General features: G+C 66.6%; 14 protein-coding genes. 5 read left to right on the top strand and 9 right to left on the bottom strand.

The window, feature by feature from the left end:
• Window positions 1-6: 6 nt before the first annotated feature.
• The 5 genes from LL236_RS05040 to LL236_RS05020 form a co-directional block, all read right to left on the bottom strand.
• Complete coding sequence (locus LL236_RS05040) at window positions 7-984, bottom strand: bifunctional riboflavin kinase/FAD synthetase (RefSeq protein WP_228177704.1); 978 nt, start codon at window positions 982-984, stop codon at window positions 7-9.
• Window positions 981-1418, bottom strand: coding sequence for a hypothetical protein (locus LL236_RS05035; RefSeq protein WP_228177703.1), 438 nt, complete (start codon window positions 1416-1418; stop codon window positions 981-983). The genes LL236_RS05040 and LL236_RS05035 overlap by 4 nt, the downstream gene beginning before the upstream one ends.
• 89 nt (window positions 1419-1507) lie before the next feature.
• Window positions 1508-1876 carry a hypothetical protein gene (locus LL236_RS05030; protein WP_228177702.1) on the bottom strand — a complete coding sequence of 123 codons (369 nt, stop codon included), beginning with the start codon at window positions 1874-1876 and terminating at the stop codon, window positions 1508-1510.
• Complete coding sequence (truB, locus tag LL236_RS05025; protein ID WP_228177701.1) at window positions 1873-2778, bottom strand: tRNA pseudouridine(55) synthase TruB; 906 nt, start codon at window positions 2776-2778, stop codon at window positions 1873-1875. The genes LL236_RS05030 and truB overlap by 4 nt, the downstream gene beginning before the upstream one ends.
• A complete protein-coding gene (locus LL236_RS05020; RefSeq protein WP_228177700.1) occupies window positions 2775-3449 on the bottom strand; it encodes a uridine kinase in 675 nt (224 codons plus the stop codon). The genes truB and LL236_RS05020 overlap by 4 nt, the downstream gene beginning before the upstream one ends.
• Before the next feature lie 92 nt (window positions 3450-3541).
• Here LL236_RS05020 and LL236_RS05015 point away from each other — a divergent pair, with 92 nt between their 5' ends.
• Entirely contained in the window at window positions 3542-4444 is a 903-nt protein-coding gene (locus tag LL236_RS05015; RefSeq protein WP_228177699.1) for an A/G-specific adenine glycosylase, read from the top strand.
• Between the two features lie 11 nt (window positions 4445-4455).
• Window positions 4456-4980: a flavodoxin family protein gene (locus tag LL236_RS05010; RefSeq protein ID WP_228177698.1), complete on the top strand. Its 525-nt coding sequence runs from the start codon at window positions 4456-4458 to the stop codon at window positions 4978-4980.
• Between the two features lie 6 nt (window positions 4981-4986).
• On the opposite strand, the gene rbfA is transcribed toward LL236_RS05010, so the two are convergent.
• From rbfA to nusA, 4 genes are all read right to left on the bottom strand, one after another.
• Window positions 4987-5424 carry a 30S ribosome-binding factor RbfA gene (rbfA, locus tag LL236_RS05005; protein WP_228177697.1) on the bottom strand — a complete coding sequence of 146 codons (438 nt, stop codon included), beginning with the start codon at window positions 5422-5424 and terminating at the stop codon, window positions 4987-4989.
• 90 nt (window positions 5425-5514) lie between these two features.
• On the bottom strand, window positions 5515-8292 hold the full coding sequence (gene infB, locus LL236_RS05000; protein WP_228177696.1) for a translation initiation factor IF-2: 2778 nt from the start codon (window positions 8290-8292) through the stop codon (window positions 5515-5517).
• Between the two features lie 57 nt (window positions 8293-8349).
• Window positions 8350-8637 carry a YlxR family protein gene (locus LL236_RS04995; protein ID WP_228177695.1) on the bottom strand — a complete coding sequence of 96 codons (288 nt, stop codon included), beginning with the start codon at window positions 8635-8637 and terminating at the stop codon, window positions 8350-8352.
• Window positions 8638-8680: 43 nt separating this feature from the next.
• A complete protein-coding gene (gene nusA, locus LL236_RS04990; protein WP_228177694.1) occupies window positions 8681-9670 on the bottom strand; it encodes a transcription termination factor NusA in 990 nt (329 codons plus the stop codon).
• Between the two features lie 131 nt (window positions 9671-9801).
• Here nusA and LL236_RS04985 point away from each other — a divergent pair, with 131 nt between their 5' ends.
• The 3 genes from LL236_RS04985 (at window position 9802) to LL236_RS04975 (ending at window position 13028) form a co-directional block, all read left to right on the top strand.
• Window positions 9802-11307: an alanine/glycine:cation symporter family protein gene (locus LL236_RS04985; RefSeq protein WP_228177693.1), complete on the top strand. Its 1506-nt coding sequence runs from the start codon at window positions 9802-9804 to the stop codon at window positions 11305-11307.
• The gene (locus LL236_RS04980) at window positions 11304-12134 is read left to right on the top strand and encodes an NADH:ubiquinone oxidoreductase subunit 4 (chain M) (RefSeq protein WP_228177692.1); all 831 of its coding nucleotides are present in this window, start codon (window positions 11304-11306) and stop codon (window positions 12132-12134) included. Before LL236_RS04985 ends, LL236_RS04980 begins: the two co-directional genes overlap by 4 nt.
• 84 nt (window positions 12135-12218) lie before the next feature.
• Window positions 12219-13028: a DUF1206 domain-containing protein gene (locus LL236_RS04975; RefSeq protein ID WP_228177691.1), complete on the top strand. Its 810-nt coding sequence runs from the start codon at window positions 12219-12221 to the stop codon at window positions 13026-13028.
• Window positions 13029-13075: the final 47 nt, after the last annotated feature.

The following is a 13075-nucleotide window of genomic DNA, read 5'->3' as shown; positions in this document are numbered from 1 at the left end:
CGGTGGTCAGTCCGTTGACTGATCACGCGCGAGAATCTCGCGGGTGCGCTCGACATCGTTCGCAATCTGGGCGACGAGGGCCTCGATGCCCTCGAATGCGCCCATGCCGCGAATGCGCTCGACGAACCGCAGCTCGATCTGACGGCCGTAAAGGTCAAGATCGGTCTCGTCGAGCACGTACGCCTCGACCTGCCGCGATGCGACGTCATCGAACGTCGGGTTCGTGCCGATGCTGATCGCCGCCGGGTATCGGATGCCGGGGCGCAGGCCACTGGCATCCGCTTGATCGATGAGCCAGCCGGCATACACACCGTCGGCCGGAACGAACCCTTCGAGGTCGTCGCTGAGGTTCGCGGTCGGGTACCCGATCTCTCTTCCACGCTTGAGTCCGTGAACGACCTCGCCGACGACCGAATGGTCGCGGCCGAGCAACTTGCGCGCGCCCACGACGTCCCCGGAGCTCAGGAGCTCCCGAATCCATGTCGACGAGACGCGCCTGCCTCGGTCGGCAGCTCGCACGTCATGGACGACGTCAACCTCGAAGCCGTGGCTGAGACCGAAAGCGGTGAGGGTTTGCGCAGTACCGACGCCACCCCGACCGAAGCGGAAGTCGGCGCCGACCAACACGGCCTCGGCGGCCAATGCGTCCACCAGAACGAGACTGGCGAACTCGTCAGCTGCCAGAGACGCGAGATCTTCGTCGAAGCGCAACACCAGCACGGCGTCCACGCCGGTATCGGCAAGCAGACGTACTTTCTGGTTCACCCCAATGAGGTTCTCGGGGCACTTGTCGGGGGCCAGCAGCGCTAGCGGATTGCGGTCGAAGGTGACGGCGACCACTGTCGCGCCGAGCGACACTGCCTTCACCCGCGCTCGGTCGATCACCGCGCGGTGGCCGGAGTGCACACCATCGAATTTACCGATGACCACAACGCTCGGACCGAAGCCCGGCGGCACCTCGGCGGGGTCCCGAAAAACGATCATGACACCGCGGCGACGTCGTCGAGAGAGGCGACGCGGGCAGGACGGTGCGACCACAGCCACCACAGCCCCAGGAACGGCAGGACGAGGGGGACGAAGAGGTATCCGATATAGCCGTCCGGTCCAAGACCACCGAAGTACGACCACACCGACGGATGCCCGAAGATATCGGGGACGAGGTAGCTGAGCGTCCCGACGATGAGGACGCCCGCCAGTTCGAAAGAGATGGCGATCCAGGCGACCATGTACCAGCCGCGGCGTCCTGCGAAGATCAGCGCGAGGGTAGCGAGGATATAGACGACCGCGGCGAGCGCGGACAGCGTGTATGCGACAGGTGCCTCATCGAATTCGCGCACAATCTGGACGAACGAGCGACCGGTGGCCGCGAGAGCCATGATCGCGTAGACGATCACGAGTACCCGTCCGATTCCGGTCATGCGGGGTCGGGAAGGCGTAGTCATAGCGGCATTCATCCTACGTCCCGCGCGGCCGGTCTCGGGGCGAGCCGCGACCTCGCGGACGTGCCTCATCCGATCTGGATCGTCCAGATGACCTGCATCCGCCACACCATCACCGCAACGGAAAGAGCCGCGATCCCCATGATGACGGTGCTCCACCTGCTGCGCTCCAGCAGGGCCCAGATCACCGCTGCTGGCGGAAGAAGCGCCGCCGAGACGAGGTAGACCCAGAACTCGAGGACGCTCCCGGTCGGAAGGTTACCGACGAAGGGAGCCACGATGGCGATGACGACCTGCGCCACCAGCAGAAGCTCCAACAGCGCGAGGGCCCCAACGGTGTAGTCACTCGGGCGACGCCCGGCAAGACCCAGGATGACGCACAGCAGACCTCCCAGGACTGCCACTCCCACCTGCACGTAGGTGAACCACAGGATCATGACCCCTCCGCCATATTCATCGCACTCTTCAGATCATTGCCGCGCCGTTCCAGGATGCCGACGAGCCGCCCGTCAGGGTCGATTGCCGCAGTTCCCGACGACAGCCGCTCCGCCGCCCCGAGGATCCGTTTGCCCTGACGGAGGTCGCGCGCCTCCTCCGCTGACACGGGGACCGCTCCGAGAACCGTCCCGGCGACCGCCGCCGGTGGGAGCAGTCGAACGGCTGAGATGTCGTCGATCCTCGTCCCATCGGCAACCAGGAACGGGCCGATGCGGGTGCGTCGCAGCGCGGTCAGGTGTCCCCCCACGCCCAGGGCAGCGCCGAGGTCTCGGGCGAGTGCGCGGATGTAGGTTCCGCTCGAGCAATCGACCGAGACACCGAGATCGATCACCGGCAGCGCGGCACCATCGGCATCCGTCGCAGCCCGGCGCGTGTGGCGAACCTCGAATCGCGACACCGTCACAGTGCGAGCCGCAAGCTCTACCTGCTCACCCGCTCGTACGCGGTCGTACGCGCGTCGCCCGTCGACCTTGATCGCGGAAACGGAACTGGGAATCTGGTCGATCGTCCCGGTGAGCGCGTCGATGCCGGTGCGGATGTCGGCGTCGGTCACCGCATCGGCCGCCACCGCCGCGATGACCTCGCCCTCCGCATCATCGGTGCCGGTCGAGACGCCGAGGCGGATCGTCGCCTCATAGGTCTTGTCAAGTCCCACCATGAAGGTCAACAGGCGTGTCGATGCCCCGACACCCAGCACGAGCAGTCCCGTGGCCATCGGATCGAGGGTTCCGGCATGGCCGATTTTTCGCGTGCCGAGCGCGCGCCGCGCGCGGGCAACCACGTCATGGCTGGTCATGCCACCCGGCTTGTCGACGAGCAGGATGCCGCTCGGATCGCTCATCTGATGACCTTCGGGTTCGTCGGATCGGAATTGTCGATGCGAACCGCGGCGAGAGCTGCGGGATCCACGCGTGCGATGTACATCTCCTGGCCCACGCGATAGCGCTCGTTCGACGCCGCATCCGGGTCGGGGTCGGTGCCGTCGCGCTCCGCCATACGAGCGAAGCGCACGGTAGCCGGAGCATCAAGCCAAAACGACCAGTCCCAGACGTCGATGAGCTCGGGCCGGTGCAGAAAGATGCCGTCGACGACGAGCACGGCATCCTGCGGCGCCGTCGTCCACTCTGCTTCAACGGGGATGTCGCGCTCGAGATCGAACGCCGCCACCTGAAAGCCCGTGGTCGCTCCGGTCAGCCCGCCCTCGCGAAACGGGTCGATCAGAACGCGGCGGAACGTCGCGTAGTCGTAGGAGTCGAGGTAGAACCCCTCGGGCGAGCGCCTACCGCGCGCGTAGCGCTCTGCGCGAGGCCGGTGGAATCCGTCGATGGATGCGCGGATCGCCACCACGCCGAGGTCGTTCATGACAGCGGCCAGGGTGTCCGCGAACACGGTCTTCCCGGCCCCGTCAGCCCCGTCTACAGCGACGATCGAACGGCCCGCCAGCCGCCGCCGGGGCAGCGCACTGACAAGTTCACGCATCAGCGTCACTGTCGGTGTGGCGGGCAGACGCATGCCTCCAGCCTATTCGGCGAGGGCCGACTCCCCTGCGGCCCGCCCGAGCCACCGCAATCCGACCTCAGCGCGGGACGCATAGGCTGAGGGCCGTGCATCCGCTCGCTTCCGATCTCAATGAGTGGTTCCGGCGCAACGCGAGAGACCTACCCTGGCGGGAACCGCGCACGGGTGCGTGGGCGATCCTGGTCAGCGAGTTCATGCTGCAGCAGACACCGGTCGCTCGTGTGATTCCGCACCTGGAAGCGTGGCTGCAGCGCTGGCCGACGCCCGCCGATCTCGCGGAGGCGTCTCCCGCCGAGGCCGTCACCCAGTGGGCCAATCTCGGATACCCCCGGCGCGCGCTGTGGTTGCACCGTGCAGCTGAAGAGATCACCACACGACACGGCGGTGTGGTTCCCCGCGACGTGGAAGCCCTCCTGGCACTGACCGGCATCGGCGACTACACGGCCCGTGCGGTGGCGGTCTTCGCCTACGGTGAGCGGCATCCGGTCGTCGATACGAACACGCGCCGAGTGCTCGCGCGCGTGATCGACGGACGATCTCAGCCCGGTCCTCCGTCCCGGCGTGACCTCGATGCCATGGCAGCCCTCCTCCCCCTCGAGCGGAAGGATGCCGCGCTCTTCAATGCCGCGACGATGGAGCTCGGCGCGACGATGTGCACGGCCCGAGCGCCGCGTTGCGATGCGTGCCCGGTCGCAGAGAGATGCGCGTGGCGAGCTGCCGGCTACCCCGACACCGGAGACCGACGCCCGCGACAGGCAGCGTATGAGGGAAGTGACCGCCAGGTTCGCGGCCTCGTACTGCGGGCTCTCCGCGAGGCCGCACCCTCCCCCGTCGCAGCCGAAACCCTCGCGCCGGATTGGCCGGATCGGACACAACGTGACCGCGCGATCGATTCACTCATCGCCGATGGCCTCATCGAGCTCGAAGACGACATTGCCTGCCTGCCGCGGGGGCGAAAGTCCCTAGGCGAGGCACGCGCGACACCCTAACCTCAACACTCGTGAAGACTCTCGTGATCTACGAGTCGATGTTCGGCAACACCCGAGACATCGCCCGAGCGACCGCCGAGGGGCTGGCTGAGTGGTCGGATGTGTCGATCACGGATGTCGACAGCGCGCTGCTGACCGTCCCGGCTGATGCCACTCTGGTCGTTGCCGGCGGCCCGACCCACGCGTTCTCGATGTCGCGCGAGACCACACGCCACGACGCCGTCGCACGGGGGGCCGTCAGAGGCAGTGCCGGAGGGCTCCGCGACTGGCTCGCGGCCGTCAGCCTCGCCGTGCCCGTTCCCCTCGCCACGTTCGACACCCACACCAAACAGCGGTGGGTGCCGGGATCGGCCAGTCGGGCTGCGGCAAAGGAAGGCCGAACGCGCGGCTTCATTCCCGTGGCATCACGCAGCTTCTATGTCACCGATGTCCAGGGCCCACTCGTAACCGGTGAACTCGAGCGCGCCCGCCACTGGGGACGTTCGCTGTACTCAGGTGTGTCCGGCTCCGTGCGGAGCAGAACGGTGCTCGACTGAGGGAACTCAGTCCTCGTCGTCGGCAAGGATGCGGGGCGCCACGTACGGGTCGGCATCGCCGGCATACGTCGCCGATGCTGCAAGACCGGCAACGGCATCGTCCCGTTCACGCGCCTCACGAAGCAGCTCCTCGATGTGCCCGGCGTCTTCGGCCAGTCCATCGTGGATGAATTCGAGAGTCGGGGTCAACCGCACGCCGAGCTTTCGCCCGACCTCGCTGCGGAGCATGCCGGTTGCCGCGCGCAGGGCATCAGCTGTCGATGCCCTCTCCTCGTCGCTTCCAAGAACCGTGTAGAACACTGACGCGTGCTGCAGGTCGCCCGTGACGCGAACATCAGTGATCGTCACGAACCCCATGCGAGGATCGCGCAGACCCTTCTCGAGACGCTCGGCAACGAGCACCTTGATCCGGTCGGCCATGCGTGCCTGACGTTCCCCAGTCATCTCATCTCTCCTTGCGCTTCCAACCGCCGAGACTCAGGATGTCCCGACCTCAATGGGCGGGACATCCCGAGTCACAGCGTGTCGTGGTCCTCAGCCGCGCGGCTTCTCCACGAGCTCCGTCGTCTCGATCTCGTCGCCGACCTGGATGTCGTTGAACTTGCCGAGCCCGATACCGCACTCGTAGTCGGTGCGAACCTCGGTGACGTCATCCTTGAACCGGCGGAGCGACTCGATAGCGAGGCCGTCGGCGATGACGACACCCTCGCGGATGACGCGCGCCTTGGCGTTGCGGGTGATCGTGCCGCTGCGGACGATACATCCGGCGATGTTGCCGAACTTCGAGGAGCGGAACACCTCGCGGATCTCGGCCACGCCCGACTGCACCTCTTCGAACTCCGGCTTGAGCAGACCCTTGAGGGACTGTTCGACGTCGTCGATCGCGTTGTAGATGACCGAGTAGAACCGGATGTCGACACCTTCGCGGGCAGCGCGCTCGCGAGCCTTCGAGTCCGGTCGCACGTTGAATCCGAGGATGATCGCGTTGTCGATCGTCGCCAGGTTCACGTCGGACTCGGTGATCGCACCGACACCGCGGTGGATGATGCGCAACTGCACCGAGTCGTCGACCTCGATCTTCAGCAGCGACTCCTCCAGCGCCTCGACGGCACCGGAGACGTCGCCCTTGATGATGAGGTTGAGCGATTCGACCTTGCCCTCCTCGAGGGCACGGGTGAAGTCCTCGAGCGAGATGCGCTTGCGCGCCTTGGCCAGCTGGGCGTTGCGCTCGGCGGCCTCACGCTTCTCGGCGATCTGCCGGGCCATACGGTCCTCGTCGGTCACGATGAACACGTCACCGGCGCGGGGCACGGAGTTCAGACCCTGCACCTGGACCGGACGCGAGGGAGCCGCCTCCTCGACCGGATCGCCGTTCTCGTCGACCATCGCGCGGACACGGCCGTACGCGGTACCCGCGACGATCGCGTCACCGACGCGCAGCGTTCCGGACTGGATGAGCACTGTCGCCACCGAACCACGGCCCTTGTCGAGCTTGGCTTCGATCGCCACACCGCGGGCGTCCTTGTTCGGGTTCGCACGCAGGTCCAGGCCGGCATCCGCGGTCAGCAGGACGGCGTCCAGCAGATCCTGGATGCCGGTTCCCTGGCGCGCTGACACGTCGACGAACATGACGTCGCCGCCATACTCTTCGGCCACCAGACCGTACTCGGTCAGCTGCTGGCGGACCTTCTGCGGGTTGGCGTCGGGCTTGTCGACCTTGTTGACCGCCACGACGATCGGCACGTTCGCCGCCTGCGCGTGGTTGAGCGCCTCCACCGTCTGCGGCATGATGCCGTCGTCGGCAGCGACCACGAGGATCGCAAGGTCGGTCACCTGCGCACCTCGGGCACGCATGGCCGTGAAGGCCTCGTGACCCGGGGTGTCGATGAAGGTGATGGCACGCTCGATGTCCTCGTGCTCGGTCCACACCTGGTACGCACCGATGTGCTGCGTGATGCCACCGGCTTCACCCGCCACGACGTTGGTCCGACGGATGGCGTCGAGCAGGCGGGTCTTACCGTGATCGACGTGACCCATCACGGTCACGACGGGAGGACGGATCTCGAGGTCTTCGTCGTCCTCCTCAGCGAGCTCCTGCTCGAGATTCAGACCGAAGCCTTCGAGCAGCTCCTTGTCCTCGTCCTCGGGCGAGACCATCTGGATCTTGTAGCCGAGCTCTTCACCGAGGACCTCGAAGGTCGCCTCATCCAGCGACTCGGTGGCAGTTGCCATCTCACCGAGGTTGAACAGGATCGTCACGAGGGTGCCGGGCTGCACCGTGTAGCCGCGGATCGCTTCGAGCTTGTCGGCGAAGTCCGAGATCGACGCGCCGCGGCGCAGGCGGATGATCTCGCCGTTGCCCTTCTGGACGTTGACGCCGCCGACCTGCGGGGCATCCCTCATCTCGAATTCTTGACGCTTCGCCCGACGCGACTTGCGCTGCTTGGACTTGCCACCGCCCTTACCGAAGGCACCGGCGGTGCCACCGCCAGGACCGCGGCCACGGCCGCCGCCACCGGGACGGGCGGGGAAACCGCCACCGCCACCAGGCGCGCCGGGACGAGCGAACCCACCGCCGCCACCGGGACGACCGGCGCCGCCGGGACGCTGCTGGAACGGTGCACCGGGGCGACCGCCACCGCCGGGACGGCCTGCGCCGCCCGGCCGGCCGGGGCCACCGGGGCGTCCGGGCGAACCGGGACGCGGAGCCTGAGGCCGCGGGATGTTGGCAGGAGTCGGGCGCTGGCCCATACCCTGCTGCGACGCGAACGGGTTGTTGCCCGGACGCGGGCCGGCCGGGCGCTGGCCCATACCCTGCTGCGACGCGAACGGGTTGTTGCCCGGACGCGGTGCGCCACCGGGACGCGGAGCCTGCGGCGTCGGAGCAGCAGAGGATCCCGTGTCGGCGGAGTTGCCTTCGGACGCCGGCGCGCTGGACCCCGTAGGCGCAGCGGGTGCGGATGCCGCCGGGGCGGGAGCTTCCGCCTTCTCCGCCGGCTGCGGGCCGGGACGCGGTCCCGGGGTCGCAGCCCCGGGAGTTGCAGCCGGGCGCGATCCCGAGCGACCTGACGTCGCGCCGGGACGTGGGGCGGGGCGCGCGCCTGACGCGCTCGAGGGTGCGGTCGTGCCGCTGCCCTTGGCTGCGTCAGCGCCCTGTCCCTCGAACGCCGCGCGCAGCTTCCGCGCGACGGGAGGCTCGATCGTCGAAGAGGGGCTCTTGACGAATTCGCCGAGCTCCTTCAGCTTCGCGAGAGCCACTTTGCTGTCAATGCCGAGTTCGGATGCGATCTCGTGCACGCGTGGTTTTGCCACAGTTCTCCTGTCTGGGGTCCACCCAGACAGGGGCGGACCACTAGTTGCGGACGGGTCTCATTTCGAGCCGTTCACTTTGTGTCCATTGCCATTCAGCCGTTTCTCGTTCAGCCGTTTCGTGAGCGCTTGCGAATCCAGAGAACCTGGGGCGCGAAGCGCGCGTACGAAGGCCCGACGCTTCAGTGCCGCGTCGACGCACTCTCGCGTCGGATGAACCCACGCACCCCGCCCCGGCATCGAAGCCCGCTCGTCCCAGACGAGTGAGGATTCGATGGCCACGACGCGAAGAAGCGCCGATCGGGAAGAACGCGTGCGACATCCGACGCACGTTCGTACAGGTTCCATCCTACACCTGCCCTCCCGGGCCAGCCCACGCGAAGCGTGCTGATCAGGACTCGTCGAGAATGCTGTCGGGCTGGATGTCGATCTTCGCGCCCGTGAGTTTTGCGGCAAGCCGCGCGTTCTGTCCCTCCTTGCCGATGGCAAGAGAAAGCTGATAGTCCGGCACCAGTGCCCGTACGGCCTTGGTCTTGGCATCCAGCACGAAACTGGAGGTCACCTTCGCCGGAGAGAGCGCGTTTCCGACAAACGTCGCGAGGTCAGGGCTGTAGTCGACGATGTCGATCTTCTCGCCGCCAAGTTCCTCGGTGACCGCGCGCACACGCCGCCCCAGCTCCCCGATGCAGGCTCCCTTGGCGTTGATCGACGGATCGTTGGCCTTCACCGCGATCTTGCTGCGGTGCCCCGCCTCACGCGCGAGGGACACGATCTCCACGAGCCCCGCGGGAATCTCGGGAACTTCGAGAGCGAAGAGCTTGCGAACGAGGCCCGGGTGCGTCCGGGAAACGGTGATCGACGGACCCTTCGTTCCCTTCGAGACGGATGTCACATAAACCCGCAGCCGCGAACCGTGGGCGTAGTCCTCTCCGGGCACCTGCTCCTCGGGGGGCAGGATCGCCTCGACCGTGCCGAGGTCGACGTGCACCATGCGCGGGTTCGGTCCCTGCTGGACGACACCGGCGACGATGTCGCCCTCTTTGCCCCGGAACTCGCCGAGGACGGCGTCGTCGGCGATGTCTCGCAGGCGCTGGCTGATGACCTGCTTGGCGGCGAAGGCCGCGATGCGACCGAAGTTCTCGGGCGTGGTCTCCTCTTCGCCGATGACCACACCCTCGTCATCCAGCAGCGGCACAAAGATCGCGACGTGGCCCGTCTTACGGTCCAGCTGAGCGCGCGCGCCCTCGGGTGCCTCGCCGGTTGGCGAGGTGTGTTTTGCATAGGCGGTCAGAATCGCCTGCTCGATGATGCGAACGAGTTCGTCGAACGGAATGTCCTTCTCGCGCTCGACCGTTCTGAGCAGTGTCAGATCGATGTCCATCGTGACCTCCCTATTCAGCTCTACCCGTCGCGAATCACACGCCGCGCGGAATCATCCCACGTTACCCGATCGCTCCTTTGCTCGTCCCGTGTTGGTCGCTCATTCCATCCCGGGACCGACATACTGATGCCGTGGATGACGTCAATTCCCTCATCGTCGAGTGGGGTGACCTGTTTTGGACCTGGGCGGTGCTTCCGATCGTCGTCGGACTGGGCCTGTATTTCACGGTGCGATCGGGCGTCGTGCAGATCCGGCTCTTCCCGGAGATGTTCCGCACCCTCACCGACAAGACGCCGCGAACAACCGACGGCGCACCGCAGTCCGTGTCGTCGTTCCAGGCTTTCACGATTTCGGCGGCCTCGAGAGTGGGCGTCGGCAACATCGCGGGGGTGGGAACCGCGATCGCGCTGGGCGGACCCGGAGCAGTGTTCTGGATGTGGCTCATGGCGCTGATCGGCGCGTCATCGAGCTTCATCGAGTCCTCGCTCGCGCAGCTGTTCAAGGTGCGCGACGCCGAAGGCGGCTTCCGCGGCGGACCCGCCTATTACATGCAGCGAGGTTTGCGCGCGCGGTGGATGGGTGTGCTCTTTGCCGTCATCCTGCTGATCTGTTTCCCGTTCGCGTTCTCATCCCTGCAGGCCAACACGATCGCCGACACGGTCTCGTCGAGCTTCGGGACGGATGCCGGATGGGTCGGCCCGGTCACCGGGGTGATTGTGGCCCTATTGACGGCGCTCGTGGTCTTCGGCGGCATCCGTCGTATCGCGTCAGTCACCCAGACCCTGGTGCCGCTCATGGCGCTCGCCTACCTGCTGCTCGGCCTTGCGGTGGTCGCCATCCACATCGATCAGCTCCCTGTCGTTTTCGGGGAGATCTTCACGCAGGCGTGGGGGTTCAACGAAGTCGTCGGCGCGACGTTCGGATACATCGTGCTGACGGGTGTACGACGCGGCATGTTCTCGAACGAGGCGGGCCTCGGTTCAGCTCCGAACGCGGGTGCCAGCGCCGCCGTCACGCACCCGGTCAAGCAGGGTCTGGTGCAGTCGCTGGGCGTCTACTTCGACACCTTCCTGGTCTGCTCGATCACCGCCTTCATCATCCTGGTGTCTGTCCCTGATCTGGCGGGCGCATCGCGAGGGATCGCCCTCACCCAGGGGGCACTTGTCTCCACGCTCGGAGAGTGGTCGAACATTGCGCTGAGCATCATCATCTTCCTGCTCGCGTTCTCGTCGATCCTCGGCAATTACTACTACGGCCAGTCCAACATCGAGTTCATCACCACCCGACGCGGCATCCTCCCGGCCTACCGTGTTGCCGTTGTTCTCGCCGTGCTCCTCGGCTCGCTCGCCTCTGCCGACCTGGTGTGGAGCTTCGCGGACGGCGTCATGGGGGTCATGGCACTGATCAACCTCATCGCCATCGCGCTGCTGTCGGGCATCGCCTTCCGCCTGCTGCGCGACTACACCCGCCAACGCCGGGAGGGCCGCGATCCCGTCTTCACCCGCGACCTGCTGCCCGGCGTCACGGGGATCGAGTGCTGGGAAGACGAACTCACCGTCACCGGTCCGCTGGATCTCATCACCAAAAAGCGGCAGTCCCAGAAGCACCGCGATCACCTCCACGGAGCACAGCAATGACCCGCAGGCGAACACTGCCCGCCGCCGCAACCGCCCTCGTCGCCCTTCTTCTTGCCCTGTCGGGTTGCTCGCTGACAGCGTTCACCGACTTCGGCGTCGTCGACGAGAGCGGCTCCGGCCAGTACAGCGACGGCGAGGTCTACACCGAGGATGACGAGGATCTCGGCGTCGTCCAGGTCTACACCGTCGAGCCGGATGCTTCGCTGTCACCCACCGGCGACGAGACCACCGAGTCGGTCTGGGACATGTTTGTGAGGATCGCGACCCCCGAGGTGGCAGTCAGCGTCATCCGCGACTTCCGTGTCGGAGATTCAGACTCCAGCGACCTGGGGGCCTACGTACGCCAGACTGACGATCCCGCGCGGTGGACACTCGTGGTGAACCTCGCTGACGGGGCAGACCAAGATGTGCTGCTGCCCACGATGATCCACGAGTACGCGCACATTCTGAGCCTGTCTCCGGGCCAGACCGACCCCGCTGCGTGGAGCTGCGACACGCTGCAGCTGGACGAGGGGTGCGCAGAGCCGGATTCGGCGCTGTGGGGCTTCGACCAGGAGTTCTGGGCCCGGTACGGGTCGGATGCTCCGGATCCTGGTAATGCAGACGCCGACCTCGCCTACGAGTTCTATCTCGATCACGAAGAGGACTTCGTCAGCGACTACGCCGCCACCAATGTGGTCGAAGACTTCGCCGAGAGCTTCATGACGTTCGTGCTCGAGCCCGAACCCGACGACGACACGGTGATCGCGCAGAAGCTTCTCTTCTTCTGGGATCGCCCGGAGTATGTCGAGATCCGCGACCACGTGCGTGCGGAGTTCGGACTCTGAGCCCACTGACGATCGCCTGTTGCATCGGCTCGCGCTGACGTCAACCGTCTCCGCGACCGTGCCGACCGCAGATACGCTCGGCCCATGGCCCCCGGCAGCGTGAAAAAGACCGCGCGCGATGCGCAATCTCATCCCGCCGTTCGAGCGCTCGCCCGAGGCGGATACGTCGCGATGGGCCTGGTGCATCTGCTCCTGAGCACCCTCGTGATCACTGTCGCGCTGGGAGGATCGAGCGAGCAGACCAGCCAGAGCGGGGCGTTCACCGCACTTGCCGAGGCGCCGTTCGGCATCATCCTCGTCTGGGTGATTGCCGCGCTGCTTGCCGTGCTCGGCGCCCATCAGCTCGCGGACGGCCTTGTCGTACGCGGCTCTGATGAGCCCGACAGGTGGCGGCGCAGAATAGCCTCCTGGGGCCGCGGGGTCGTCTACCTGATCCTTGCGGTGCTGGCGGCAGCAATTGCACTGGGCGCGCGGCCCAACAGTGAACAGAGCGCGGAGGATGCCAGCGAGGGCGTGCTCTCGCTGTTCGCGGGACCGATCGTGCTCGGCATCCTGGGGATCGGCATCCTCATCGCCGGCGTTGCTTACGCCGGTGTCGGCGTGACCCGCGGCTTCCAGAAGAAGATGTCATACCCGGGCGGGGGGCTCGGGATGACGGTGACAGTGCTCGGAATCGTGGGATACGTCGCAAAGGGCCTCGCGCTTGCCGTCGTGGGCATCCTGGTCGTGATCGCGGCGGTCACCACCGACCCAGACGCCGCCGGAGGATTGGACGAAGCGATCCACTCCCTGCTCGCGCTACCGGCCGGCCCGGCACTCGTCATCGGCGTCGGCACAGGCTTCGCCGCATACGGGCTCTTCTGTTTCTTCCGCGCCCGATATGCAGACCTGTGACCCGTGTCAATCCCCTCGCGCGCGCGAGGGGATGACCCACATCCTGC

The organism is Microbacterium schleiferi (assembly GCF_020781975.1).
In the GTDB taxonomy this organism is placed as follows: Bacteria; Actinomycetota; Actinomycetes; order Actinomycetales; family Microbacteriaceae; genus Microbacterium.
Note: the sequence above shows the minus strand (reverse complement) of the source record. Positions and strands in the feature narration are given on the sequence as shown.

Excerpts from the sequence above, each read along its gene's own strand:
- LL236_RS05040 (WP_228177704.1), bottom strand. The coding sequence starts at position 984 with ATGATCGTTTTTCGGGACCCCGCCGAGGTGCCGCCGGGCTTCGGTCCG.
- LL236_RS05035 (WP_228177703.1), bottom strand. The coding sequence starts at position 1,418 with ATGACCGGAATCGGACGGGTACTCGTGATCGTCTACGCGATCATGGCT.
- LL236_RS05030 (WP_228177702.1), bottom strand. The coding sequence starts at position 1,876 with ATGATCCTGTGGTTCACCTACGTGCAGGTGGGAGTGGCAGTCCTGGGA.
- truB (WP_228177701.1), bottom strand. The coding sequence starts at position 2,778 with ATGAGCGATCCGAGCGGCATCCTGCTCGTCGACAAGCCGGGTGGCATG.
- LL236_RS05020 (WP_228177700.1), bottom strand. The coding sequence starts at position 3,449 with ATGCGTCTGCCCGCCACACCGACAGTGACGCTGATGCGTGAACTTGTC.
- rbfA (WP_228177697.1), bottom strand. The coding sequence starts at position 5,424 with ATGACTGGGGAACGTCAGGCACGCATGGCCGACCGGATCAAGGTGCTC.
- LL236_RS04995 (WP_228177695.1), bottom strand. The coding sequence starts at position 8,637 with ATGGAACCTGTACGAACGTGCGTCGGATGTCGCACGCGTTCTTCCCGA.
- nusA (WP_228177694.1), bottom strand. The coding sequence starts at position 9,670 with ATGGACATCGATCTGACACTGCTCAGAACGGTCGAGCGCGAGAAGGAC.
- LL236_RS04980 (WP_228177692.1), top strand. The coding sequence starts at position 11,304 with ATGACCCGCAGGCGAACACTGCCCGCCGCCGCAACCGCCCTCGTCGCC.
- LL236_RS04975 (WP_228177691.1), top strand. The coding sequence starts at position 12,219 with ATGGCCCCCGGCAGCGTGAAAAAGACCGCGCGCGATGCGCAATCTCAT.